The organism is Peribacillus sp. NPDC096447 (assembly GCF_044762725.1).
Classification (GTDB): Bacteria; Bacillota; Bacilli; order Bacillales; family DSM-1321; genus Peribacillus.
Map to the genome: position 1 here is coordinate 1 of NZ_JBIWEV010000006.1, position 24,872 is coordinate 24,872.

Annotated in this window: 22 protein-coding genes, 2 rRNA genes and 1 riboswitch; of the genes, 23 read left to right on the plus strand and 1 reads right to left on the minus strand. The window is 42.6% G+C overall.

Annotation, left to right across the window (positions count from 1 at the left end; genetic code table 11):
• The 15 genes from ACIQZD_RS19650 to purD form a co-directional block, all read left to right on the plus strand.
• A 23S ribosomal RNA gene (locus tag ACIQZD_RS19650) occupies nucleotides 1–89 on the plus strand; the annotation flags it as partial.
• Between the two features lie 64 nt (nucleotides 90–153).
• Nucleotides 154–269: ribosomal RNA gene (gene rrf / locus ACIQZD_RS19655) — 5S ribosomal RNA — on the plus strand.
• 508 nt (nucleotides 270–777) lie between these two features.
• Nucleotides 778–978 carry an NETI motif-containing protein gene (locus tag ACIQZD_RS19660; RefSeq protein ID WP_402905659.1) on the plus strand — a complete coding sequence of 67 codons (201 nt, stop codon included), beginning with the start codon at nucleotides 778–780 and terminating at the stop codon, nucleotides 976–978.
• Nucleotides 979–1,052: 74 nt separating this feature from the next.
• Nucleotides 1,053–1,154, plus strand: a riboswitch (purine riboswitch).
• A 177-nt stretch (nucleotides 1,155–1,331) separates the two neighbouring features.
• Nucleotides 1,332–1,820, plus strand: a complete 489-nt coding sequence (purE, locus tag ACIQZD_RS19665; RefSeq protein WP_101225050.1) for a 5-(carboxyamino)imidazole ribonucleotide mutase — start codon at nucleotides 1,332–1,334, stop codon at nucleotides 1,818–1,820.
• Entirely contained in the window at nucleotides 1,804–2,964 is a 1,161-nt protein-coding gene (gene purK / locus ACIQZD_RS19670) for a 5-(carboxyamino)imidazole ribonucleotide synthase (RefSeq protein WP_402905661.1), read from the plus strand. The genes purE and purK overlap by 17 nt, the downstream gene beginning before the upstream one ends.
• Nucleotides 2,961–4,253, plus strand: coding sequence for an adenylosuccinate lyase (gene purB, locus ACIQZD_RS19675; RefSeq protein ID WP_034306123.1), 1,293 nt, complete (start codon nucleotides 2,961–2,963; stop codon nucleotides 4,251–4,253). The genes purK and purB overlap by 4 nt, the downstream gene beginning before the upstream one ends.
• A 103-nt stretch (nucleotides 4,254–4,356) precedes the next feature.
• Entirely contained in the window at nucleotides 4,357–5,076 is a 720-nt protein-coding gene (purC, locus tag ACIQZD_RS19680) for a phosphoribosylaminoimidazolesuccinocarboxamide synthase (protein ID WP_402905663.1), read from the plus strand.
• Nucleotides 5,069–5,323: a phosphoribosylformylglycinamidine synthase subunit PurS gene (gene purS, locus ACIQZD_RS19685; protein WP_034306118.1), complete on the plus strand. Its 255-nt coding sequence runs from the start codon at nucleotides 5,069–5,071 to the stop codon at nucleotides 5,321–5,323. The genes purC and purS overlap by 8 nt, the downstream gene beginning before the upstream one ends.
• Nucleotides 5,320–6,006, plus strand: a complete 687-nt coding sequence (purQ, locus tag ACIQZD_RS19690; RefSeq protein ID WP_137018223.1) for a phosphoribosylformylglycinamidine synthase subunit PurQ — start codon at nucleotides 5,320–5,322, stop codon at nucleotides 6,004–6,006. The genes purS and purQ overlap by 4 nt, the downstream gene beginning before the upstream one ends.
• A complete protein-coding gene (purL, locus tag ACIQZD_RS19695; RefSeq protein WP_402905666.1) occupies nucleotides 5,990–8,209 on the plus strand; it encodes a phosphoribosylformylglycinamidine synthase subunit PurL in 2,220 nt (739 codons plus the stop codon). Before purQ ends, purL begins: the two co-directional genes overlap by 17 nt.
• Nucleotides 8,194–9,609, plus strand: a complete 1,416-nt coding sequence (purF, locus tag ACIQZD_RS19700) for an amidophosphoribosyltransferase (protein WP_241590149.1) — start codon at nucleotides 8,194–8,196, stop codon at nucleotides 9,607–9,609. The genes purL and purF overlap by 16 nt, the downstream gene beginning before the upstream one ends.
• A 42-nt stretch (nucleotides 9,610–9,651) precedes the next feature.
• The gene (gene purM / locus ACIQZD_RS19705; protein ID WP_402905668.1) at nucleotides 9,652–10,677 is read left to right on the plus strand and encodes a phosphoribosylformylglycinamidine cyclo-ligase; all 1,026 of its coding nucleotides are present in this window, start codon (nucleotides 9,652–9,654) and stop codon (nucleotides 10,675–10,677) included.
• Nucleotides 10,677–11,252: a phosphoribosylglycinamide formyltransferase gene (gene purN, locus ACIQZD_RS19710; RefSeq protein ID WP_402905669.1), complete on the plus strand. Its 576-nt coding sequence runs from the start codon at nucleotides 10,677–10,679 to the stop codon at nucleotides 11,250–11,252. The genes purM and purN overlap by 1 nt, the downstream gene beginning before the upstream one ends.
• An 18-nt stretch (nucleotides 11,253–11,270) precedes the next feature.
• The gene (purH, locus tag ACIQZD_RS19715; protein WP_402905672.1) at nucleotides 11,271–12,806 is read left to right on the plus strand and encodes a bifunctional phosphoribosylaminoimidazolecarboxamide formyltransferase/IMP cyclohydrolase; all 1,536 of its coding nucleotides are present in this window, start codon (nucleotides 11,271–11,273) and stop codon (nucleotides 12,804–12,806) included.
• Nucleotides 12,807–12,825: 19 nt separating this feature from the next.
• Nucleotides 12,826–14,100, plus strand: coding sequence for a phosphoribosylamine--glycine ligase (purD, locus tag ACIQZD_RS19720; RefSeq protein WP_402905674.1), 1,275 nt, complete (start codon nucleotides 12,826–12,828; stop codon nucleotides 14,098–14,100).
• Nucleotides 14,101–14,149: 49 nt separating this feature from the next.
• Here the strand turns inward: purD and ACIQZD_RS19725 are convergent, their stop codons facing one another.
• Entirely contained in the window at nucleotides 14,150–14,416 is a 267-nt protein-coding gene (locus ACIQZD_RS19725; protein ID WP_402905676.1) for a YgaP-like transmembrane domain, read from the minus strand.
• 145 nt (nucleotides 14,417–14,561) lie between these two features.
• Here ACIQZD_RS19725 and ACIQZD_RS19730 point away from each other — a divergent pair, with 145 nt between their 5' ends.
• From ACIQZD_RS19730 to gatC, 8 genes are all read left to right on the plus strand, one after another.
• Nucleotides 14,562–16,307, plus strand: a complete 1,746-nt coding sequence (locus ACIQZD_RS19730; protein ID WP_402905678.1) for an adenine deaminase C-terminal domain-containing protein — start codon at nucleotides 14,562–14,564, stop codon at nucleotides 16,305–16,307.
• A 43-nt stretch (nucleotides 16,308–16,350) separates the two neighbouring features.
• Nucleotides 16,351–17,388, plus strand: coding sequence for a DUF3048 domain-containing protein (locus tag ACIQZD_RS19735; RefSeq protein ID WP_402905680.1), 1,038 nt, complete (start codon nucleotides 16,351–16,353; stop codon nucleotides 17,386–17,388).
• Between the two features lie 26 nt (nucleotides 17,389–17,414).
• Nucleotides 17,415–17,729, plus strand: a complete 315-nt coding sequence (locus ACIQZD_RS19740; protein ID WP_034306094.1) for a YerC/YecD family TrpR-related protein — start codon at nucleotides 17,415–17,417, stop codon at nucleotides 17,727–17,729.
• Between the two features lie 221 nt (nucleotides 17,730–17,950).
• Nucleotides 17,951–18,634 (plus strand): heptaprenylglyceryl phosphate synthase, encoded by a 684-nt coding sequence (gene pcrB / locus ACIQZD_RS19745; RefSeq protein ID WP_402905683.1) that lies wholly within the window; start codon nucleotides 17,951–17,953, stop codon nucleotides 18,632–18,634.
• A 61-nt stretch (nucleotides 18,635–18,695) separates the two neighbouring features.
• Complete coding sequence (gene pcrA / locus ACIQZD_RS19750) at nucleotides 18,696–20,942, plus strand: DNA helicase PcrA (RefSeq protein ID WP_402905685.1); 2,247 nt, start codon at nucleotides 18,696–18,698, stop codon at nucleotides 20,940–20,942.
• 101 nt (nucleotides 20,943–21,043) lie between these two features.
• The gene (gene ligA, locus ACIQZD_RS19755; protein WP_402905687.1) at nucleotides 21,044–23,050 is read left to right on the plus strand and encodes an NAD-dependent DNA ligase LigA; all 2,007 of its coding nucleotides are present in this window, start codon (nucleotides 21,044–21,046) and stop codon (nucleotides 23,048–23,050) included.
• 11 nt (nucleotides 23,051–23,061) lie between these two features.
• Entirely contained in the window at nucleotides 23,062–24,231 is a 1,170-nt protein-coding gene (locus tag ACIQZD_RS19760) for a CamS family sex pheromone protein (protein WP_402905689.1), read from the plus strand.
• A gap of 350 nt (nucleotides 24,232–24,581) precedes the next feature.
• Nucleotides 24,582–24,872 carry an Asp-tRNA(Asn)/Glu-tRNA(Gln) amidotransferase subunit GatC gene (gene gatC, locus ACIQZD_RS19765; protein ID WP_137018236.1) on the plus strand — a complete coding sequence of 97 codons (291 nt, stop codon included), beginning with the start codon at nucleotides 24,582–24,584 and terminating at the stop codon, nucleotides 24,870–24,872.

Sequence of the window (24,872 nt, forward strand, 5' to 3'; positions counted from 1 at the left end):
CCTGAAAGATGATCAGGTTGATAGGTCAGAGGTGGAAGCATGGTGACATGTGGAGCTGACTGATACTAATAGATCGAGGACTTAACCAACGCTTTTAAAAAAATGAAATACCTTCTTATTATCTAGTTTTGAAGGAACAACGTTCCTTATATGTTTGGTGGCGATAGCGAAGAGGTCACACCCGTTCCCATTCCGAACACGGCAGTTAAGCTCTTCAGCGCCGATGGTAGTTGGGGGTTTCCCCCTGTGAGAGTAGGACGCCGCCAAGCCATTTAAAAAGATCCGCCATCCGGCTGGTCTTTTTTGTATTGCAATCCTTTCGGCTTTCAGGGATGAGTGACGTAAATTAACATCTAATCGACCTGCAGCCTAACTTTTTCGACCTAAAATGAAATAAATCGACCTTCGTTAAATCCTCTCAAATTACAACAGCTGACTTATAAAATCGGTCATACTTGAATTGAAATAATTCGCGAGAGCAAGATACGAATATGGAGCAGGTTAATTTCATGAATAAGGCTATAGTAATTCAGAGAAGGGTAGGATATGGAAGAGGATGTATAATTTATGGGTATAGGTGCTTTTACGGAAGACAGGGATATCATAATCTTAGGCATTATGGAATTTCCATTATAATGTAATCATTTGTTTTGAAATGTATTCTTGTCTTTACTTGTTCTTTTCATTATACTAGAAAGAATTTATTAATGAGAATAATGCAAGTTAAATGCTAAGGAAGAAGACAGACAAAATAGAATTATGGAAGGAATAGGTATTGTGGGTAAAAAGAGTAAGGAAAAGTTTGAAGTTATCGAGGGAGAGACAATCGATGCATGTTTAGATCGAATTAAAGAGGCAGGGTATTTTCCTGTAAGGAGAACGGAAGAGCCTATATTTGCCGAGAGAATCGAGAATGGCAAGGTCCATTATGTGCCAGTTGATCGAAAAATTGTATTCGAAGCAAAATTAATTGAGTAAAACACGAACGATTAATTAATATCATGTAAAAATATTCGATTTTAACTTGACATTAAAATGGCCGGAAGGTAAGATGAAGTTACATTAATACATCTCATATAATCATGGGGATATGGCCCAAAAGTTTCTACCTGATGACCGTAAATCATCGGACTATGAGAAAAGCATCTGACTATTTCGGAAACTAGCCAAGTCTTTTTGTTTTTTCAAAAGGGCTTTCTTCTCCGGACAGGTTGCTTTCTCGATGAGGAAGCAACCTGTCCGGTTTTTTTATTTACATGTTATAGATAAATGATAAGCGTCCGTCTGCATACCCGGGACGCCATAATATGAGTGTTGGAGGGAAAGATGATATGAAACCGCAAGTTGGGGTTATTATGGGAAGTGTCTCGGATTGGGAAACGATGAAATACGCTTGTGAATCATTGGAACAGCTTGAGATTCCCTATGAAAAAAGAGTCGTTTCCGCCCACCGGACGCCGGATTTACTATTTGAATATGCAGAGAGTGCAAAAGATAGAGATATTAAAGTGATTATTGCCGGAGCAGGCGGGGCTGCACATCTTCCAGGTATGACCGCCGCTAAAACGATTGTCCCTGTGATAGGCGTGCCAATACAGTCGAAGGCATTAAATGGGATGGATTCGTTATTATCGATTGTTCAAATGCCTGGTGGCGTACCGGTTGCAACGGTTGCGATCGGAAAAGCGGGCGCAGTCAATGCCGGTTTGTTTGCGGCTCAAATATTAGCAGCTTTTGATTCTGACATTGCTGATAGGTTAGAGGCTTTACGAGACGAAACGAGAGAAAAGGTGTTACAGAGCAGTGAACAACTTAAATAATACAATCATTTTACCGGGACAGACCATTGGAATAATCGGCGGTGGACAATTGGGCAGGATGATGGCCTTATCGGCTAAGGCATCGGGCTTTAAGATAGCGGTCCTTGAGCCGACAGCAGAAGGTCCATGTGCTCAAGTGGCGGATATTGAAATCACTGGTGCTTATGATGATATCGAAGCATTGAAAAGGTTGGCTGAGGTCAGTGACGTCATAACATACGAGTTTGAAAATATCAGTTCAGAAGCACTGGATTGGTTAAAGCAACATGCATTTCTTCCACAGGGCTCAGAATTATTAAAACTGACACAGGATAGGCTTACGGAAAAAAAAGCCATATCCGATGCAGGAGCTTCCGTTGCTCCATATCAGGAAATACAGGATATTTCAGAAATTTACCTTCATATAGAGAAATTAGGGTACCCTAGTGTGTTAAAAACGACGCGGGGCGGTTATGATGGAAAAGGGCAGTTGGTCATTAAGGAAGAAGCCGACATCAAAAAGGCTGAATCCCTGCTCAAAACAGGTATATGTGTGCTGGAAGCCTGGATTCCTTTCGTAAAAGAAATATCCATTATCGTGACGCGCAAGGCAGATGGCGAGACAAGTCATTTTCCGATTGCAGAAAACATTCATGTTGAAAACATTCTTCATAAAAGCATTGTTCCCGCCCGTATTAGTCAACAAGCTGAACGGAAAGCTATTAATGAAGCTTTGCAGCTTGCAGAGAAACTTGATTTGGTGGGGACATTGGCGGTCGAGATGTTTTTAACCGCTCAGGATGATATCATCATTAATGAATTAGCTCCAAGACCTCATAACTCAGGCCATTATACAATGGAAGCATGTGAGACTTCACAGTTCGAACAGCATATAAGGGCTGTCTGCAATTGGCCGCTCGGAAATACGGAGTTATTGAAGCCTGTGGTAATGATAAACATCCTAGGTGAGCATGTTAGGCCCTTAATGGATGAAATTCCGACGCTTTCAAATTGGAAGGTTCACCTTTACGGTAAGAAAGAAGCCAAGCTTAAGCGGAAAATGGGTCATGTGAATATTTTACGTCCAACGATTGAGGAAGCTCTTTTGGAAAGTGATCGAAGCAAAATATGGAATCAACAGGTTGAAACGGAGGAAGTAAAATGATTGAACGTTATACCCGCCCAGAGATGGGAAACATTTGGACAGAAAAGAATCGCTTTAATGCGTGGTTGGAAGTTGAAATCTTAGCTTGTGAAGCATGGTCTGAGCTAGGTGTCATTCCTAAAGAAGATGTGAAGCTTCTTCGTGAAAATGCTACATTCGATGTAGACCGTATCAATGAAATCGAAAAAGATACACGTCACGATGTTGTTGCTTTTACACGTGCGGTTTCTGAAACGTTGGGTGAAGAACGGAAATGGGTCCATTACGGACTGACTTCAACTGATGTGGTGGATACAGCTCTTTCATATGTGATAAAGCAAGCGAATGAGATACTTGCCAAGGATTTAAATAACTTCGTGGAGATCCTGAAAAATAAAGCGAAAGAACATAAATACACGGTTCAAATGGGACGTACACATGGAGTTCATGCTGAACCGACCACTTTTGGGTTGAAACTGGCTCTTTGGTATCAAGAAATGAAACGCAATGTCGAACGTTTTGAAGAAGCTAGAAAGAACATAGAGGTTGGGAAAATCTCTGGAGCTGTCGGAACTTACGCAAACATCGACCCGTTCGTTGAAAAATTCGTTTGTGAAAAGCTTGGCCTTGAAGCAGCGCCGATTTCAACACAAACATTGCAGCGCGATCGCCACGCACATTATATGAGCACATTGGCTTTAATTGCGACATCAATTGAAAAATTCGCAGTGGAAATTCGCGGCTTGCAAAAAAGTGAAACACGCGAAGTGGAAGAATTCTTTGCAAAAGGACAAAAAGGATCTTCGGCAATGCCTCATAAACGGAATCCAATCGGTTCTGAAAATATGACGGGTATGGCTCGTGTAATCCGCGGTTACATGATGACAGCATATGAGAATGTGCCATTATGGCATGAACGTGACATTTCGCATTCTTCTGCTGAGCGCATCATCTTGCCGGATGCAACGATCGCATTAAACTACATGCTGAACCGTTTCAGCAACATAGTGAAGAACTTGACCGTTTATCCAGAAAATATGAAACGCAATATGGACCGTACGCTTGGATTGATTTTCTCACAACGTGTGCTGCTTTCCCTTATCGATAAAGGACTTGTCCGTGAAGAAGCTTATGATACGGTTCAGCCGAAAGCGATGGAAGCATGGGAGCTTCAGGTTCCATTCAGAAGCCTGATCGAAAAGGATGATAAAATCACAAGCTTGCTTACGAAAGAAGAACTTGATGATTGTTTCGATCCTACTCATCACCTGAAAAATGTTGATGTAATCTTTGATCGTTTAGGTTTATAAAAGTGAAGGCGGCAAACATGGCACCTCTAAACGGTGATATGTTTGCCAAGCCTGATCAATGGCAGGAAGATTCATAATATTCACAATGTGGGGGTCTGGACAGATGGAAAAACGAGAATTGTTGTATGAAGGAAAAGCGAAACAGATTTTTGCAACGGATAACAGTGAAATAGTTTGGGTGGAATACAAGGATTCGGCAACAGCGTTTAATGGTGAAAAGAAGTCAGAGATTGCCGGAAAAGGTAAGTTGAATAATCAAATTACTAGCTTACTATTTTCAAAGCTTGCCCAAGAGAATATCCCGTCCCATTTTATTGAAATGCTTTCCGACCGGGAGCAGCTAGTCAAGAGGGTATCCATCATTCCGCTTGAAGTCGTTGTCAGAAATACGGCTGCCGGCAGTTTTTCTAAAAGAACTGGCATTGAAGAAGGCCAGCCGCTCAAGAAAACGCTGATTGAGTTTTACTATAAAGATGACGAACTCGGCGATCCCCTGTTAACGGAAGACCATATTGAAGAATTGGAACTTGCAAGCAAGGAAGATGTAGCGATTTTAAAAGAAAAGGCACAAGAAATCAGTATCGTCTTAACTTCCTTCTTTAAAGAGTTAGACATTAAATTGATTGATTTTAAATTAGAGTTTGGTAAAACCTCGAATGGAGACATCCTGCTGGCAGATGAAATTTCACCTGATACCTGCCGGTTATGGGATATTAATACGAACGAAAAGTTAGACAAAGATGTATTCCGCCGCGATTTAGGAAGTTTAACAGATGCTTACGAAAAAATACTAACAAAGTTGGAGGGCACTCAACATGTATAAGGTTAAGGTATATATCACACTACGCGAAAGTGTACTAGATCCACAGGGAGCAGCAGTGCAACAATCACTTCATAGTTTGACTTATAACGAAGTTAGTGATGTTCGAGTGGGGAAATACATTGAACTTACAATTAAGGATACGGATCGTGATTTAGATCAACTTGTGAAGGAAATGTGTGAAAAGCTATTGGCCAATACGGTAATTGAAGCTTACCGTTATGATGTTGAGGAGGTTATCACCCAATGAAATTTGCTGTCATAGTTTTCCCTGGTTCCAATTGTGATGTCGATATGTACCATGCGATAAAGGATGCACTGGGGGAAGAAGTGGAGTATGTTTGGCACTCTACAGACAATCTAGATCAGTATGATGGGATTCTTCTTCCTGGAGGTTTCTCTTATGGAGACTATTTACGCTCTGGAGCAATTGCAAGATTTTCGAATGTAATGGCCGAAGTCGTAAAAGCGGCACAAGCAGGAAAGCCTGTATTGGGTGTCTGCAATGGTTTTCAGATTTTACTTGAAGCAGGACTCTTACCTGGTGCGATGCGCCGTAATGAAGGCTTGAAATTCATTTGCCGCAATGTAGGGCTGAAGGTTGAAAATAATCAATCGATGTTCACGACAGGATATGAATTAAATGAAACGATTACGATCCCTGTTGCCCATGGTGAAGGGAATTACTACTGCGATAATGAGACATTGGCTGAATTAAAACAAAATAACCGCATCTTGTTCACGTATGATGGTGAAAATCCAAACGGAAGCTTGGAGCAAATAGCGGGAATTACAAATGAACAAGGAAATGTCCTCGGAATGATGCCTCATCCCGAACGTGCTGTTGATTCGCTGCTTGGCAGTAAAGACGGCTTAAAGATTTTTCAATCCATCGTAAAAAACTGGAGGGAATCACATGTTATTACAGCTTGAACCAAGTCCGGAAAAAATTAAATCGGATCGATTGTACGCAACTATGGGACTATCCGATGATGAATTTGCAATGGTGGAGAAAATCTTAGGCAGACTGCCGAATTATACGGAAACTGGATTGTTTTCGGTTATGTGGTCAGAGCATTGTTCCTACAAAAATTCAAAACCCATCTTAAGGAAATTCCCGATTACAGGGGAGAAAGTGCTACAAGGTCCTGGTGAAGGAGCAGGTATCGTTGATATCGGTGACGATCAGGCTGTCGTTTTTAAAATTGAAAGTCATAACCACCCTTCGGCAATAGAGCCTTATCAAGGTGCCGCTACTGGTGTTGGCGGAATTATCCGTGATGTTTTCTCCATGGGTGCCCGTCCGATTGCGATGTTGAACTCGCTTCGCTTCGGTGAGCTAGACAATGATCGCGTGAAATATTTATTTAAAGAAGTGGTCGCAGGGATTGCAGGATACGGGAATTGTATCGGAATTCCAACTGTCGGCGGAGAAATTCAATTTGATCCATCGTATGAAGGAAATCCTCTGGTCAATGCAATGTGTGTCGGTTTGATCGATCATAAGGACATTAAAAAAGGCCAAGCGCATGGAGTGGGCAACACAGTGATGTATGTGGGTGCCAAAACTGGACGTGATGGTATTCATGGAGCAACATTTGCATCTGAAGAGCTATCAGAGTCTTCAGAAGAAAAACGGCCTGCCGTACAAGTAGGCGATCCATTCATGGAGAAACTGCTCTTGGAAGCATGCCTTGAATTGATTCAAAATGATGCACTTGTTGGCATTCAGGATATGGGAGCAGCAGGTCTTACAAGCTCATCTGCCGAGATGGCGAGTAAAGCTGGCTCAGGAATAAAAATGAACCTGGATTTGGTACCGCAGCGTGAAACGGGTATGACAGCATATGAAATGATGCTTTCTGAATCACAAGAGCGGATGCTGATCGTTGTCACTAAAGGACGCGAACAGGAAATCGTCGACTTGTTTACGAAATACGACCTAGAAGCGGTTGCTGTTGGTGAAGTAACGGATGATAAAAATCTAACACTTTCCCATCAAGGTGAAATCGTTGCTGAGGTTCCGGTTGATGCATTGGCTGAAGAAGCTCCGATTTATCATAAGCCATCTGCAGAGCCGCAATATTTCCGTGACTTCCAAAGCATGACGGCAGAAGTGCCAGTCATTGAAGATTATAAAGAAACATTGGTATCACTATTGAAGCAACCGACAATTTCGAGTAAAGAATGGGTCTACGACCAATATGACTACATGGTCCGCACGAATACAGTCGTTTCACCTGGATCGGATGCGGCGGTAGTGCGTGTACGTGGTACGAATAAAGCCCTTGCCATGACGACGGATTGCAACTCACGCTTTATTTATTTAGACCCTGAAACAGGCGGCAAAATCGCAGTGGCTGAAGCAGCCCGTAACATCATTTGCTCGGGTGCGGAACCTTTAGCGATTACGGATTGCTTGAATTTTGGGAATCCAGAAAAACCAGAAATATTTTGGCAACTGGAAAAAGCGGCAGACGGTATGAGTGAAGCTTGCAGAAGCTTAAGTACTCCTGTAATCGGCGGAAATGTTTCCCTTTATAATGAAACGAATGGTGAAGCGATTTATCCGACACCTGTAGTTGGTATGGTTGGTCTAGTCAGTGACCTTAAGCACATCACAACACAAACATTTAAAAATGAATCCGATTTGATTTATGTGGTCGGCGAAGCAAAAGTTGAATTTGGTGGCAGTGAATTACAGAAAATGCTCGAGGGTAAAATCTTTGGACGCGCTCCAGAACTTGATTTGGCCGTTGAACAAAAACGTCAGCAGCAAATTCTGACGGCAATCCAAAAAGGACTTGTTGCATCAGCCCATGACCTTTCGGAAGGCGGTTTGGCAGTGGCTTTAGCTGAATCTTTATTCGGGGCTAGCAAACTTGGGGCAAAAGTGGATATATCCGGCGAACCTGTATCCGAATTATTCAGTGAAACGCAATCACGATTCTTACTGTCCATCAATCCTGAAAACCAAGCGTCATTTGAAGCTCTTGTTGAAGATGCGATTTGCATAGGCTCAGTAACGGCTGATAATAAATTAGTCGTGGCAACAAGTGATAGCAAAGTATTGGAAGCGGACGTTGAAGATTTACAAACAGCTTGGAAGGGAGCCATACCATGCTTGCTGAAATAAGAAGCCTAAACGAAGAGTGTGGTGTTGTTGGAGTCTGGGGACATCCCGATGCTGCACAGCTTGCTTACTACGGTTTGCATAGCTTGCAACATCGTGGTCAAGAAGGAGCGGGCATCGTCGTGACGGATGGTGAGCAGATGTCCATCTCTAAGGGCGAAGGACTTGTCACAGAGATATTCACTGCGGAAAAAATGCAGGCACTTTCCGGTAGTGGTAAAGCGGCAATCGGCCATGTCCGTTATACAACGGCAGGCGGCGGCGGGTATCAAAATGTTCAGCCTTTCCTGTTCAATTCGCATACAGGAGGGCTGGCCCTTGCTCATAATGGGAATATCGTCAATGCCCATCAATTAAAAGCACAGCTTGAAGGACAAGGAAGCATTTTTCAAACGACATCTGATACGGAAGTTCTGGCACATCTTATTAAACGCTCCGGCTACTCGGATGTAAGAGATTCCGTGAAGAACAGTTTAAGCATGCTGAAGGGAGCCTATGCCTTTGTCATCATGACCGAAAACCAAATGATCATGGCAAGAGATCCGCATGGCTTCCGTCCACTTTCCTTGGGGAAAATAGGCGATGCATATTTCGCTGCATCCGAAACATGTGCACTTGATATTGTAGGTGCAGAATTCATCCGCGATATTGAGCCGGGTGAACTCGTTGTCATTAATGATGAGGGAATCACATCCGAATACTTTTCGCTTTCCAGCCAACAGGCAATGTGCACGATGGAGTACGTGTATTTTTCCCGTCCGGACAGCAACATTGATGGTATCAATGTCCATACGGCGCGAAAAAACCTTGGCAAACAAATGGCACTGGAAGCCAGAATTGAAGCAGATGTAGTAACAGGTGTACCTGATTCCAGCATTTCGGCAGCGATAGGATATGCTGAAGCTGCAGGCATTCCCTATGAAATGGGTTTAATAAAAAACCGGTATGTTGGACGGACTTTCATTCAGCCATCACAAAGTCTGCGTGAACAAGGCGTAAAGATGAAACTATCACCTGTAAGAGGGGTAGTGGAAGGCAAGCGGGTCATAATGGTTGATGATTCAATCGTCCGTGGGACAACGAGCAGAAGGATTGTCCGCATGTTAAAAGATGCCGGAGCGAAAGAAGTGCATGTAGTAATCAGCTCACCACCGATCAAGAATCCATGTTTTTATGGCATAGACACGTCTAAAAAGGAAGAACTGATTGCGAGCTCTAAATCGGTGGAGGAAATAAGGGAAATCATCGGTGCTGATTCCTTAACATTTTTAAGTGTCGAAGGTATGGTCGAAGCAATTGGACGACCGTTTCCTGGAGAAACGCGCGGTTCATGCCTAGCTTGTTTCACCGGAAATTATCCGACTGAAATTTTTGAATACGAACGAGAAAAAACAAAATGTTAATCAAGTCGGCAATGATGATTGATTTTCGGAGGAGGATTTCAAATGGCTAATGCATATAAACAGGCTGGTGTGGATATTGAGGCTGGTTATGAAGCGGTAAATCGAATGAAAAAACATGTAAAGCGCACATTTCGTCCAGAAGTAATGAATGGTCTGGGCGGTTTCGGCGGCATGTTTGATTTATCTTCCTTGAACCTTAAAGAACCTGTGCTCATTTCTGGTACGGATGGAGTGGGTACAAAACTTTTGTTGGCGTTCATGATGGATAAACACGATACAATTGGAGTGGATTGTGTAGCTATGTGCGTCAATGATGTTGTCGTTCAAGGTGCTGCACCTTTATACTTTTTAGATTATATTGCCTGCGGTAAAGCAGATCCTGAACGAATTGAAATGATCGTCAAAGGAATTGCAGATGGCTGTGAGCAGGCGGGCTGTGCTTTAATCGGCGGAGAAACGGCTGAAATGCCAGGCATGTATGAGACGGAAGAATACGATGTGGCAGGTTTTACTGTAGGTGCCGTTGAAAAATCACGTCTGATTACTGGTGAAGCAATCTCGGCGGGTGATGTCGTTATTGGACTCGCTTCAAGCGGCATCCACAGTAATGGGTATTCCCTTGTTCGTAAGATCCTTCTTGAAGACTCAGGTATGGGGCTTCATGACTTCGTACCGGAACTGGATTGCATGTTGGGAGAGGAATTATTAAAACCGACAAAAATCTATGTGAAGTCCGTTTTATCGACGTTGGAAAAATTTGAGGTTAATGGTCTTGCCCATATCACCGGCGGAGGATTCATCGAGAATATTCCGCGTATCCTTCCTGAAGGATGCGGTGTTGAAATCGAGCTTGGAAGCTGGGAAATTCCAACTATATTCTCATTCCTTGAAGAAAAAGGGAACCTTGTAAAAGAGGAAATGTTCAATATCTTCAATATGGGTATTGGGATGACGGCTGTCGTCAAAAAAGAAGTGGCATCGGATGTGCTAGCCCACCTAAAGTCTTGCGGTGAAGAAGCCTCAATTATTGGAACGATCGTGGATGGAAATGGAGTGTCGTTCAAATAATGAAACGCCTTGCTGTCTTTGCATCAGGTAACGGTAGTAATTTTCAATCAATTGCTGAAGCAATAAAAAGTGGAAAGTTGGAGGCGGAAATCTGTCTTGTCGTTTGCGATCGTGAAGACGCATATGTGCTTGAGAGAGCAAAGCTTGAGAATATTGACTCTTTCTCCTTTTCAGCAAAGAATTACTCAAACAAGACTGAATATGAATCGGAAATCCTGGAAAAACTTCGCCAGTATGAGATAGAATTCATCATTCTTGCTGGTTATATGCGTTTGATCGGTCCGACATTATTACAAAAGTATTCACAGAGGATTGTGAACATCCACCCTTCACTTCTGCCTAGTTTTCCAGGCAAGGATGCAATTGGCCAGGCTTTTGATGCCGGAGTGAAGGAAACGGGGGTAACCGTTCATTATGTTGATGATGGAATGGACACAGGACCGGTCATTGCCCAAAAAACAGTGCCAATTCTTGAAGGGGATACGAAAGACATCCTTCAGAAAAGGATTCAGGAAATGGAGCATGACTTGTATCCAGCAGTCTTGCAGGAGCTATGCCACAAGAAACTTACTTAATGGAGGGACCAACATAACATGAAGAAACGCGCATTAATTAGTGTATCGGATAAAACAGGTATCGTAGAATTTGCTCAAGGTTTAATTGAAGCAGGTTTTGAAATCATTTCTACAGGCGGTACTAAAAAAACGCTTCAGGAAAATGGTATTGAGGTTATTGGAATCAGTGACGTCACCGGTTTCCCGGAAATATTGGATGGACGTGTTAAAACGCTTCACCCGAATGTCCATGGAGCAGTGTTGGCAAAACATGATGACAAAAGTCACGTAGCACAGCTTGCTGAGCATAATATTGAACCCATACAACTTGTCTGTGTAAACCTATATCCATTCCAAGCGACTATTTCCAAACCGGAAGTCACTGTGGAAGATGCTATTGAAAACATCGATATCGGTGGACCGACAATGCTTCGTTCTTCTGCTAAAAACCACGAATATGTGACTGTTATCGTTGATTCCAATGATTATCCTACCGTATTGGCTGAGCTGAAACAAAACGGCGGGGTAGCAAAAACCACGAATCGCCGCCTGGCTGCAAAAGTTTTCCGTCATACGGCAGCATATGATGCAGTTATTTCAGAGTATATGACAGAGCTTGCCGATGAAGAAAATCCTGAATCATTGACTGTTACCTATGAATTGAAACAGTCGCTTCGTTATGGGGAAAATCCACATCAAAAAGCCGCATTCTATAAAAAGCCGCTTGGTTCCGTTTTCTCAATTGCAGAAGCGAAGCAATTACATGGAAAAGAACTATCATACAACAACATCAATGATGCTGATGCAGCACTTCAAATCGTTAAAGAATTCGATGAGCCTGCTGCAGTTGCAGTCAAACATATGAATCCTTGCGGCGTCGGTGTCGGTGCGACCATTTTGGAAGCATATGAAAAAGCTTATGAGGCAGATGCCACCTCCATTTTCGGTGGGATCATCGCTTTGAACCGTGAAGTCGATAAGGCGACTGCGGAAAAGCTTCATGAAATTTTCCTTGAAATCATCATTGCCCCTGGGTTTACACAAGAGGCAGCGGAAGTATTGACAAGCAAGAAAAACCTCCGTTTATTAACAATCGATTTCGACGCGGTTAAAAAGCCTGAACGTAAATTGACATCCATTGAAGGCGGATTACTTATTCAAGATCGGGATGCACATAGCTTAAAGGATGCAGAGGTAAAAGTGGCAACGAAACGTGAGCCTACCCCTGAAGAGTGGAAAGCCATGGAACTTGGCTGGAAAATCGTGAAACATGTCAAGTCGAATGCAATAGTGGTTTGTAACGATCAAATGACATTAGGTGTTGGCGCAGGTCAAATGAACCGTGTAGGAGCTGCAAAAATTGCTCTGGAACAAGCTGGGGAAAGAGCGACAGGAAGTGCATTGGCATCAGATGCTTTCTTCCCAATGGATGATACTGTAGAAGCGGCAGCAAAAGCGGGAGTCACGGCAATCATTCAGCCTGGTGGATCTGTTAAAGATGAGGATTCAATCAAGAAAGCTGATGAATATGGGATTACAATGGTGTTTACAGGAATTCGTCACTTTAAACATTAATCAAAAACGAGGTGCCATAATGAATGTACTAGTAATTGGCCGGGGCGGCAGGGAGCATGCCATAGCCCGCAAACTATTTGAAAGTAAACGGGTTGGGACTGTTTTTGCAGCACCGGGAAATCCAGGGATGACCGATGTGGCGACTCTTGTTCCAATTGATGAAAACAATCACGGGGAATTGGTTGCCTTTGCCAAAAAGAATGCAGTTTCATTAACGGTGATCGGGCCCGAAACACCCTTGTTGAATGGACTTGCCGATGATTTTGCGGAGGCAGGATTACAGGTATTTGGCCCTAATGGCCGTGCTGCAGTCATCGAGGGAAGTAAATCCTTTGCTAAAGATTTAATGAAGAACTACAGCATTCCGACAGCGGAATATGAAACATTCTCTGATTATGATTCAGCAAAGGCATATATCGAAAAAATGGGTGCACCCATCGTCATAAAAGCGGATGGTTTGGCTGCTGGAAAAGGTGTCGTAGTTGCTATGACGATGGAAGAGGCGTTAGACGCCATCCATGATATGCTTGTCGGGGCAAAGTTCGGGGAAGCATCTGCCAAAGTCGTTATTGAGGAATTCCTTGATGGCGAGGAATTTTCATTGATGGCATTCGTTAATGGGGAAAAAGTGTATCCGATGGTCATTGCTCAGGATCATAAGCGGGTTTTTGATGGAGATCAAGGTCCGAACACAGGTGGAATGGGTGCATACTCACCGGTGCCGCAAATTTCCGATGAAATGATTCAGACTGCAGTCGAAACGATTCTTAAGCCCACGGTAAATGCGATGATTTCTGAGAATCGGAGTTTTACAGGAATATTATATGCCGGGTTGATCGCTACTGAAAAAGGCACAAAAGTCATTGAGTTCAATGCACGTTTTGGCGATCCGGAAACGCAAGTTGTTTTACCGCGCCTAAAAACAGATTTCGTGGATACGCTTGAAGCGGTTCTTTCTGGAGAGGATTTGCAACTTGAATGGCATGAAGAAGCCGTGCTTGGAGTGGTCGTCGCAGCTGATGGATATCCAGGGGAATATAAAAAGGGATCTATCATTAAAGGCTTGGAAAAGATTGATGAGAAAGCCCATGTTTATCATGCTGGAACGGCTCTCAATAATGAAGGGAACTTCATCTCGAATGGCGGACGTGTACTTCTGGTTGCTGCAAAAGGGAAAGATTTGGCCTCTGCCCAAGCTGAAGTATATAAAGAGTTAGGGCATATTGAGAAAGCCGGCTTATTTTGGCGAACGGATATTGGCTACCGAGCAATAAAATACAATTTTTCATCATAATATAAAGAAGCTGACTCTAAGCGGAGTCAGCTTCTTCTTTAGAAAAAACTTAAAATGAATCAGATTGATTAGATTCATTTTCCTGTTTTGATTCACTTTTCATCAAGTTCTGCCCGTTTTCCATCGCATCGACGACAGGACAATAGCGGAGTATGCCTTCGCCTATTTTCATGGCAGAAAGCATCACCACGATTATGTAAGATTGGTTTTTCCATGGTTTTTTCACCATTTTAGCCATGGCCCATGTTAAAAATGTAAAACCACAGGTAATTCGCATTAATGCATTTATTATACTGATATTTTGTTTAAACTTCATTTAAAGTCCATCCCTTCACAAAAATTTAACAATATTCTGGATAACATTACTGTTCTAATGGGGCAAGTATGTTACTATGAAATAAAATTGGATTGAAAATGGTTTTTTCATACATCTGTTTCTAATAACTTATGGGGGAATGTTTATGCTTGAACAGCGCTATAGATGGAAAAATAAACATCTAAGAGAACATATAGATGTGCTGGATGGCAATAGGGCACCACACATTCTGCTTAAAAATACGACTTATTTAAATCAGGCATTACGAAAATGGGTAAAGGCAAATATATGGATATATGAGGATCGCATCATATATGTTGGCGATAAGCTTCCTGATAATATAGACCGCTGTGAAATGGTAGACTGTACAAACCAGTACTTGGTCCCGGGTTATATTGAGCCGCATTCACATCCTTCTCAATTATATAATCCCCTTTCTTTTTCACGTTATGCATCTCATTTTGGCACAACGACATTGATCAATGATAACTTGCCGTTTCTATTGCAGTTAGATAAAAAGAAAGCGTTTTCTCTTTTGAAAGAATTACGTAACATTCCTGTAACAATGTATTGGTGGAGCCGTTTTGACGGACAAACGGAATTGATCGATGAAGATACGGTCTTTTCCCATGGGGCCGTTAAATCATGGCTGGAGCATGATGCAGTATTACAGGGGGGGGAATTGACTGGATGGCCGAAGCTTCTCGATGGGGATGACATGATGCTGCACTGGATTCAGGAAGCCAAGCGAATGAGGAAGAAAATTGAAGGACACTTTCCAGGAGCTTCAGAGAAGACTTTAGCAAAAATGACCTTGTTCGGCGCCGATTGTGATCATGAGGCAATGACAGGCGATGAGGTCATGTCGCGCTTGCTGCAGGGCTATTATGTATCGTTAAGACATTCTTCGATCCGTCCGGATTTACCAAAGCTGATACGGGAAATCCATGAACTGGGCATCGATCATTATGACAAATTCTTTTATACGACAGATGGATCGCCGCCGTCCTTTTATGAAGGTGGTTTCATAGACTGCTTGATCAAAATAGCGATAGAGCATGGTGTTCCGGTCATCGATGCATACAATATGGCAACTATCAACATCGCACGGTATTATAACATTGAATACCTTCATGGCAATATTGCCACTGGAAGGGTAGCGAACATCAACTTCCTGACCGATGTAAAGGAACCCGCACCGGTTTCGGTAATGGCAAAAGGGAAATGGGTTAAAAGGGATGGTGAAATCATTCCGGATAAGCAGGAAATCGAATGGAGTGATTTCGATTTTAAACCGCTCGATCTTGATTGGGATCTTAGTTTAAAGGAAGATTTTGAATTTTCCATGCCGTTTGGGATTGAATTGGTCAATAATGTAATTACGAAACCGTACTCGCTTGCCAATGATGTTGGCCATGAAGAACTGAACTTTGAGGATGATGAATGCTTTTTCATGCTTATCGATCGGGAAGGGAAATGGCGCATCAATACGATATTAAAAGGGTTTGCGGACAAATTATGCGGCTTCGCAGGCTCTTATACAAATACAGGTGATATCATACTGATCGGTAAAAGGAAAAAGGATATGCATTTGGCATTTAACCGGCTGAAGGAAATCGGCGGCGGAATCATTTTAACGGAACAAGGCAAGGTGATCCATGAACTTCCTCTGAAATTAAAGGGAGTCATGTCCACCAAGGAGGTTCCTGAACTGATAGAAGAAGAAAATGAATTGAAACATTTGCTGCGTGAGAGAGGTTATCGCTTCGCCGATCCTGTGTACACCCTTTCATTCTTTTCGACAACCCATCTGCCATATATAAGGCTAACCCAGCGAGGAGTATATGATGTAATGAATAAAACTATACTCTTTCCTACTATAATGCGTTAAAATATAAGAGAAGAAATGGCTAATAAATCAGAGGAGTGGAAAGATGAACCTTAAGAGAGTTCTTTTCATCGTTATTGCTATTTTACTGCTGGCAGGATGTTCTACGAAAGAAGATTCTGCATCGGATGACAATAAGCCGAAAGACCAAGCTGTCATCAAAAATACAGATGTGAAAAATGAACCTTCCAATGAGTTTCCACTAACAGGTATAGCCACCGATGCAGGCAGTGAGCGCAGGGCTGCAGCAGTGATGATTAATAATCATCCGGAAGCACGCCCACAATCGGGCCTCTCAGAAGCCGATATCGTCTTTGAAATGCTCGCAGAAGGTGACATAACCAGATTTTTAGCTATCTTCCAAAGTGAAATGCCAAGCCAAATCGGTCCAATCCGGAGTGCAAGGGACTATTATATCGAATTGGCTAAAGGCCTTGATTGCATCTATGTCTGTCATGGGAACAGCCCCGAGGCAAAAACCATGCTGGACAAAGGGTATATTGATAACTTGAACGGATTATATTATGATGGTACTTTGTTTCAACGTTCGGCAGATCGAAAAGCACCGCATAATTCCTACACCTCCTTTGAGGATATCCAAAAAGGTGCGAAGGAAAAGGGATATGAGTTGAATGGTGCACCGGAGCCTTATGCTTTCCTTACCAAGGAAGAGGCAGCTGGACTTCAAGGGGAACCGGCATTGAAAACCGAGGTGTCCTACGGATCAGACGAGTATGATGTACAGTATGAATACGAAGCCACGGAAGAGAAATATAAACGTTATTCGAATGGAAAGCAAACAGTCGAGCATAAATCGAATAAACCTATTTTACTGGATAATATATTGATCATTGAGGCTGCTCATCAAGTGATCGACGATAAAGGGCGTCGTAAAATCGACTTGAAAAGTGGCGGAAATGGTTATTTACTTCAAAAAGGAAAAGCGAATGAAGTAGAATGGGTTAATAAGGATGGTCGGATTATACCAGTGAAAAACGATAAAGAAGTAGGGTTGATTCCAGGGAAAACTTGGATCAATATTATTCCTGATGAACCTGGTTTAGTAGGAGACGTCACATTTTGATACCCATGAAATTGAGGGGGAGTAACATGCAAATTGATAAGTTAAGAGGAAAAGAAACGGATCAGCTGTTTAAGTCGATCCTTTCCTTGCGTGATTTGGACGAATGCTATCGATTTTTTGATGATTTATGCACAGTTAATGAAATTTCATCACTGGCACAGCGTCTTGAAGTAGCCCGCATGCTCGAAGAAGGAAAAACCTATCATAAAATCGAAACGGAAACGGGTGCAAGCACGGCTACGATTTCCAGGGTCAAACGCTGCTTGAATTACGGAAATGATGCTTATTCCATGGCACTTAACCGTATTAAGGATAACGTTGAGGAAACAACAGAATCCTAATTCTTTTCGATCAAAATAAAAAGCCGGGGAATTCATTTCCCGGCTTTTTATTTTGAGTTCAGGACTCTCTTTGCCGGCTGTCTTTCAACCGTATCCGTGTTATATTGGATTTTAGATTCAGAGGTTCCATTTGGTAATAACATTTTATCGATACTTCTCTTTTTTAATGAAAAATCTTAATGCTATAATGGTGTAATGGGAAGTGTGAATGGAGGATTATAATGTACGATTTTCGCGAGTGGAAACATGTTTTCAAACTCGATCCAAATAAAGAAATAAGTGATGAGGCCCTAGAGAAAGTCTGTGAATCCGGTACTGATGCAATCATGGTCGGGGGAACGGATGGTATCACGCTAGAGAATGTGCTTCATTTAATGGCACGTGTCAGACGATATACCGTCCCATGTGTGATGGAAATTTCTTCTGTTGAAACGGTGACGCCAGGGTTTGATTTATATTTCATTCCGAGTGTCCTGAATAGCACTAACCCGGATTGGATGATGAAACTGCATCAGCAAGCAGTCAAGGAATACGGATACCTTTTGAATTGGGATGAAATTTTCGTTGAAGGGTACTGTATCCTGAATCCTGAGTGCAAGGCGGCCCAGTTGACGAAAGCCAATACCGATTTGGATATGGATGATGTGGGTGCATACGCGATGATGGCAGAAAAGATGTTCAACCTGCCAATTTTTTATTTGGAATACAGCGGTGATTATGGCGATGTCCAGATGGTGGAAGCGGCCAAAGAGAGTTTGGAGGATACCCTACTATTCTATGGCGGTGGGATAAAATCGGTTGAACAGGCCAAAGAGATGTCCAAGATTGCGGATGTCATCGTTGTCGGCAATGTGATTTATGAAGATTTGAAAGTGGCACTTGCAACAGTTTCGGCAGTTAAATGAAAACATGTAATAAATATAGTATACTAAAACAGAAACGAATGTTCGTATAGGTGGTGTGATAATGCAATATTTAGCGGAAAAATTACTAATAGGTTTGAATGAACAGCAACAAAAAGCAGTGAAAGCAACTGATGGCCCACTTTTAATCATGGCTGGGGCAGGAAGTGGAAAGACGCGTGTGCTGACTCACCGAATAGCTTACTTGATGGTCGAGAAGGAAATAGCGCCTTGGAACATCCTTGCAATCACGTTTACCAACAAAGCGGCACGTGAGATGAAGGAGAGGATCCGTGCCATACTTGGCGGTGCGTCCGAAGATATCTGGATTTCGACTTTCCACTCGATGTGTGTCCGTATTTTACGAAGAGATATCGACCGTATCGGATTTAATAGGAACTTCTCGATATTGGATACGACGGATCAGCAATCGGTCATAAAACAAATCATGAAAGACCGTAATATGGATACAAAGAAATATGATTATCGTGCCATTTTAGGTAGCATCAGTTCAGCGAAAAATGAATTGGTCGGGCCGGAAGAGTACGTGAAGACGGCGTCTGATTACTTCACTAAAGTAACTGCCGATGTATATACGGAATACCAAAAACGGCTGCGTAAAAATTCAGCGCTCGATTTCGATGATTTGATCATGATGACGATTCAATTGTTCCAGCTCGTACCTGAGGTGCTTGAATATTATCAGCGTAAATTTCAATACATTCATGTTGATGAGTATCAAGATACGAACAGGGCTCAATACATGCTAGTTAAACTGCTGGCTTCACGCTTCCGTAATCTCTGTGTTGTCGGGGATTCCGATCAATCGATCTATCGTTGGCGCGGTGCGGATATTGCGAATATCCTTTCATTTGAAAAGGATTATCCGAATGCCAACATGATTTTCCTTGAACAGAATTACCGCTCGACGAAAAAGATTCTTGCAGCGGCGAATAAGGTCATCGATAACAATCAAAACCGGAAGCCGAAAAATCTTTGGACCGAGAATGCAGATGGCAATAAGATATTCTATTACCGTGCAGACAATGAACAAGGGGAAGCGCAATTCGTAGCCGGAAAGATAAATGAGTTAGTCCAGGATGGCAGCCGGAAATATTCAGATATAGCAATACTTTACAGAACAAATGCACAATCACGTGTCATGGAGGAAGTTCTGCTTAAATCCAATATAAATTATGCAATAGTCGGGGGCACCAAGTTCTATGACCGTAAAGAGATTAAGGATTTACTTGCCTATCTTCGCCTTATTGCGAATCCTGATGATGACATCAGTCTTCGACGTGTAATCAATGTACCAAAACGCGGAATTGGTGCAACTTCAATGGACAAAGTGGCAGATTATGCAGATCAATATGATGTTTCAATTTATAAAGCACTGGAATCTGTGGAAATGGTAGGGATAAGCGGGAAGGCTACCAAAGCGGCAAGGGAATTCCATACGCTGATCACTAACTATACAAATCAGCAGGAGTACTTATCCGTGACGGAACTTGTGGAGGAAGTCATTAAGAAAACCGGTTACCGTGAGATGCTGCAGGCAGAAAAAACGATTGAATCACAAAGCCGCCTTGAAAATATAGATGAGTTTTTATCTGTTACGAAAGCATTCGAAGATAACAGCGAGGACAAATCATTGGTGGGCTTTTTGACTGACCTTGCGTTGGTTGCCGATATAGACCAACTTGACGAGAATACTGAAGAAGCTACAAATATGGTAACGTTGATGACGCTGCATTCAGCGAAGGGACTTGAATATCCGGTGGTCTTTCTATTGGGCCTTGAAGAAGGGGTATTCCCTCACAGCCGCTCGCTTATGGATGAAGAGGAGATGGAAGAAGAACGCCGTCTGGCTTATGTGGGAATTACAAGGGCTGAAAATGAACTATTCATAAGCAATGCCCAAATGCGGACATTGTATGGACGGACGAGCATGAATCCCGTTTCCCGTTTCATTAGTGAAATACCAGAGGAACTGCTTGAAGATCTAAAACCGAAACCGGCTCCTAGAGCTAGGCAAACACCTTTCAGTTCTTCGAGAACCGGATCTCCTTCAACTGCTTCAACAAGAAAAGTGCCTGCCTTCGGAAGAGCTGTTTCTGCGCCATCCGCAACGGGCGGTGAAGAGATCGGCTGGGCTGTCGGTGACCGTGCCTCCCATAAAAAATGGGGTATAGGAACCGTGGTGAGCGTAAAAGGGGAAGGCGAAGGGAAGGAATTGGATATAGCCTTTCCAAGTCCAATCGGCATCAAGCGCCTATTGGCGAAATTTGCACCAGTTGAAAAAGCTTAAGATTAATATGCCTCCACTGGTAAAGAATAGGGATATCTGACTTTAGACACCGCTCTTCTATAAGAAGTGCGGTGGAGTCTTCTTTAGAAAGGATTGAACGTATGGACTTACAAGCTGCAGAGAAGAAAGTTCTAGAACTGCAAACGTTGTTGAACCAATACAGCTATGAATATTATGTGATGGACCAGCCATCAGTACCTGATGCTGAATATGATCGTCTGCTCCGTGAACTTATTGAGTATGAGGAGAAATTTCCGGAACTGCAAACGGCGGACTCACCGACACAACGGGTCGGTGGCGCCATTTTGGATATGTTTGAAAAAGTGGAGCATACCACACCAATGCTTAGTTTAGGCAATGCCTTCAATGAAAGTGACTTACGGGATTTTGACAGAAAGGTCAGACAATCTGTAGGTGACGATTTTTCCTATGTATGTGAATTGAAAATTGATGGACTTGCCGTCACTCTTCAATATGAGAATGGATATTTCGTAAGAGGGGCAACCCGTGGAGATGGAACGATTGGTGAAGATATTACCGCTAATTTAAAAACGATCAAGTCGATTCCATTGAAGCTGCGGGAGCCGGTTGCCATAGAAGTGCGCGGTGAGGCCTTCATGCCAAAAAAATCATTCGAATCATTAAACAAGGTTAAGGAAGAACGCGGTGAGGAACCATTTGCAAACCCAAGAAATGCAGCTGCCGGCTCGTTAAGGCAGCTTGACCCAAAACTTGCTGCGAAACGGAACTTGGATATTTTCCTTTATGCGATTGCCGATTTGGGCGAGACAGGGGTCCGTTCCCACAGTGAGGGTCTGGATTTATTGGATCGACTCGGGTTTAAGACGAATCGGGAAAGAAAAAGATGCTCGAATATAGAGGAAGTGCTGGCCTATATAGTAGAATGGACGGAACAACGTCCAAACTTAGCCTATGATATTGATGGAATTGTCGTAAAGGTGGATTCCCTTGAACAGCAGGATGAATTAGGTTTTACTGCAAAAAGTCCGCGATGGGCGATTGCTTATAAATTCCCAGCTGAAGAAGTCATTACAACCCTAAGGGATATCGAGCTGAATGTTGGCCGTACGGGTGTATTGACCCCGACCGCCGTATTGGATCCCGTTCGGGTAGCAGGTACCACTGTACAGCGAGCTTCACTTCACAACGAAGACTTAATCCGTGAAAAGGACATCAGAATCGGAGATCAAGTGGTCGTGAAAAAAGCGGGTGATATCATTCCAGAGGTAGTCAATGTACTGGCAGAGCGCCGTACAGGGGAAGAAGTCGAGTTCCAGATGCCGACAGAGTGCCCGGAATGCAGCAGTGAACTTGTCCGGCTGGACGGGGAGGTTGCTTTACGCTGCATCAACCCGAAGTGTCCTGCACAAATACGGGAAGGCTTGATTCACTTTGTTTCCCGTACAGCAATGAATATAGACAGTCTTGGTGAAAAAGTGATTAGCTTGTTATTTAAAGAAGAACTCATACAAGATGTGGCTGATATTTATAAGCTTACATACGATCAACTGATTGCTTTGGAAAGGATGGGGGATAAATCCGTCAATAAACTTCTTCAAGCAATCGAAGCTTCGAAAACCAACTCGTTGGAAAAATTACTATTCGGGCTGGGCATTCGCCATGTTGGTTCAAAAGCTGCCAAGACGCTTGCGAGGGAATTCGGGACGATGGAAGCCTTAAGCAAGGCGAGCCGTGAAGAACTAACGGCCATTAATGAAATAGGCGATAAGATGGCTGATTCCATCGTAGCTTATTTTGAATTGGAAGAAGTCCATGCATTATTGAATGAGTTGGATGCAGCCGGTGTGAATCTTACTTTCAAAGGGCAAAGAGCTGTTGCTATAGAAGATAACGACTCCATTTTTGCCGGTAAAACAGTCGTTTTAACGGGGAAACTGCATCAGTTAACACGTAACGAAGCAAAAGAGAAATTAGAGGCGCTAGGAGCTAACGTTGCTGGAAGTGTCAGCAAGAAAACCGATTTGGTCGTAGCTGGCGAAGATGCCGGTTCCAAACTGGCAAAAGCGGAAAGCCTAGGCGTCATGGTATGGGATGAAGAGAGACTGATTGAGGAACTAAATAAATAAGAGGTGTAGCTATGAGGAAACACTCTATTTTGGGGATGATTCTTATACTGCTTCTTGCTGGATGTGCGCCTAGTTTTGAGGATAAGCAAGAGGTAGTTCAAGACTCCAAAGACAAAAAAGAAACGGCAATTATTCCGAAGTATAAAATTTCGGAAGAATATTATCAAACAATCCTACCGTTTGAACCATCAAAAGCACGCGGTTTGGTCGTATCCAATCTAAATACCCGATATGACATTGAAGAATTCGAAAATGGTTTGATGCGGTTGGCGCAAACCCAATTCGACCCGGAAGATTACCTGTTTCAAGAGGGGCAAGTACTGGATAGTTCCACGATATCTTCCTGGCTGAACAGAAAATATACCGATAGTCAGTTGAAAGAAAAGAAGAAGAAAGCCTCAGAGAACCTTGGCTTGAATCCGGTTGATCCAGGTAAAGGTGACATTGATAAGCGGAATGAAGAAAATCCGATCTATCTTGCCCATATTTTAGAACATAATTACTTGGTAAAAACAAAAGATAATTCAGTGAGCCTTGGCGGAGTTGTAATAGGTCTTGCGTTGAATTCAGTGCATTACTATCAAAAGGAGGAATTCGGTGCCACCTATGAAAATAAAATCGATAGTAAAAAGCTAAAGCAAGAAGGGGAGAAAATTGCTGCAGAAGTCTTAAAAAGGCTGCGTAAAATGGACAAGCTGAAAAATGTTCCGATTACGATTGCCTTATTCGAGCAAAATGAAAAATCTTCAGTAGTCCCTGGGAATTTCATTTCCTATACGAATATCGATAAAAACTCTGACAACATTGGAAAATGGACGAACTTGAACGAAGAGTATTTCCTATTTCCTTCTGCTGGTGCTGAAAAAAAATACCGTGATGACGTCAATACTTTCACGAACTTTAAAGAAGATGTCGAAGAATATTTCCCTAACTTTAACGGAGTCATCGGCAGGGCGTTCTATATGGATGATCAATTGCAAAGTCTGAACATCGATATCCCCATTCAATTTTATGGGAACTCCGAAGCGATCGGCTTTACCCAATATGTTGCTGGACTTGTAATGGAACGTTTTCCGAACTATATTGCCGTACAGGTATCCATCACCTCTGTAAATGGACCTGAAGCACTCATAGTCCGTGAAGCGAATCAGGACGAACCAACCGTTCATATATATGAATGAAAAAAGATGAAGCTTAGCGGCTTCATCTTTTTTGTGTCCCGCTTTTAAATGGGAATCTATCCAAAATAACCTTTAACCAGGGAGTGAACCCTTCCATTTCAGGGAGAAACTGATTTAAAAGGGTAATATTTGTCGAATTTTAAAGGACTTATTGTCATTTCCCCGGAAATTCCGGCAACTTCCCCATATTTCCCGGAAAATATCTCTTTTTCCTTATGAAATAATTGAATTTCGACATTGTAACTCTTGTTGCTTTACTGTGTAATAGTTTGATATGATTTAAACGATGATTATATGGAGAAAAGCGACGAAATTCAGTCGATTTGGATATTTTTTCGGAGGTGAAGAGAATGTCACGTATTTCTATGGAACAAGTTAAACACGTTGCCCATTTGGCTCGTTTGGCCATTACGGAAGAAGAAGCACAACAGTTTCAGCATCAGCTTGACCAAATGATTTCATTCGCGGAGCAGTTGAATGAGCTTGATACGGATCAAGTAAACCCGACTTCTCACGTTTTGGATATGAAGAATGTTATGCGCGAAGATGTCGCAAAACCGGGATTGCCAGTAGAAGAAGTAGTTAAAAATGCACCGGATAGCAAAGATGGATATATCCGTGTACCATCTATAATTGAATAA

Coding starts and splice junctions, on each gene's coding strand:
- purE (WP_101225050.1), top strand. CDS start 1,332: ATGAAACCGCAAGTTGGGGTTATTATGGGAAGTGTCTCGGATTGGGAA.
- purC (WP_402905663.1), top strand. CDS start 4,357: ATGGAAAAACGAGAATTGTTGTATGAAGGAAAAGCGAAACAGATTTTT.
- pcrB (WP_402905683.1), top strand. CDS start 17,951: ATGTACGATTTTCGCGAGTGGAAACATGTTTTCAAACTCGATCCAAAT.
- purB (WP_034306123.1), top strand. CDS start 2,961: ATGATTGAACGTTATACCCGCCCAGAGATGGGAAACATTTGGACAGAA.
- purD (WP_402905674.1), top strand. CDS start 12,826: ATGAATGTACTAGTAATTGGCCGGGGCGGCAGGGAGCATGCCATAGCC.
- purS (WP_034306118.1), top strand. CDS start 5,069: ATGTATAAGGTTAAGGTATATATCACACTACGCGAAAGTGTACTAGAT.
- ACIQZD_RS19730 (WP_402905678.1), top strand. CDS start 14,562: ATGCTTGAACAGCGCTATAGATGGAAAAATAAACATCTAAGAGAACAT.
- purF (WP_241590149.1), top strand. CDS start 8,194: ATGCTTGCTGAAATAAGAAGCCTAAACGAAGAGTGTGGTGTTGTTGGA.
- ACIQZD_RS19740 (WP_034306094.1), top strand. CDS start 17,415: ATGCAAATTGATAAGTTAAGAGGAAAAGAAACGGATCAGCTGTTTAAG.
- purM (WP_402905668.1), top strand. CDS start 9,652: ATGGCTAATGCATATAAACAGGCTGGTGTGGATATTGAGGCTGGTTAT.
- ACIQZD_RS19735 (WP_402905680.1), top strand. CDS start 16,351: ATGAACCTTAAGAGAGTTCTTTTCATCGTTATTGCTATTTTACTGCTG.
- purL (WP_402905666.1), top strand. CDS start 5,990: ATGTTATTACAGCTTGAACCAAGTCCGGAAAAAATTAAATCGGATCGA.
- ACIQZD_RS19760 (WP_402905689.1), top strand. CDS start 23,062: ATGAGGAAACACTCTATTTTGGGGATGATTCTTATACTGCTTCTTGCT.
- ACIQZD_RS19725 (WP_402905676.1), bottom strand. CDS start 14,416: ATGAAGTTTAAACAAAATATCAGTATAATAAATGCATTAATGCGAATT.
- ligA (WP_402905687.1), top strand. CDS start 21,044: ATGGACTTACAAGCTGCAGAGAAGAAAGTTCTAGAACTGCAAACGTTG.
- purH (WP_402905672.1), top strand. CDS start 11,271: ATGAAGAAACGCGCATTAATTAGTGTATCGGATAAAACAGGTATCGTA.
- gatC (WP_137018236.1), top strand. CDS start 24,582: ATGTCACGTATTTCTATGGAACAAGTTAAACACGTTGCCCATTTGGCT.
- purQ (WP_137018223.1), top strand. CDS start 5,320: ATGAAATTTGCTGTCATAGTTTTCCCTGGTTCCAATTGTGATGTCGAT.
- pcrA (WP_402905685.1), top strand. CDS start 18,696: ATGCAATATTTAGCGGAAAAATTACTAATAGGTTTGAATGAACAGCAA.
- purN (WP_402905669.1), top strand. CDS start 10,677: ATGAAACGCCTTGCTGTCTTTGCATCAGGTAACGGTAGTAATTTTCAA.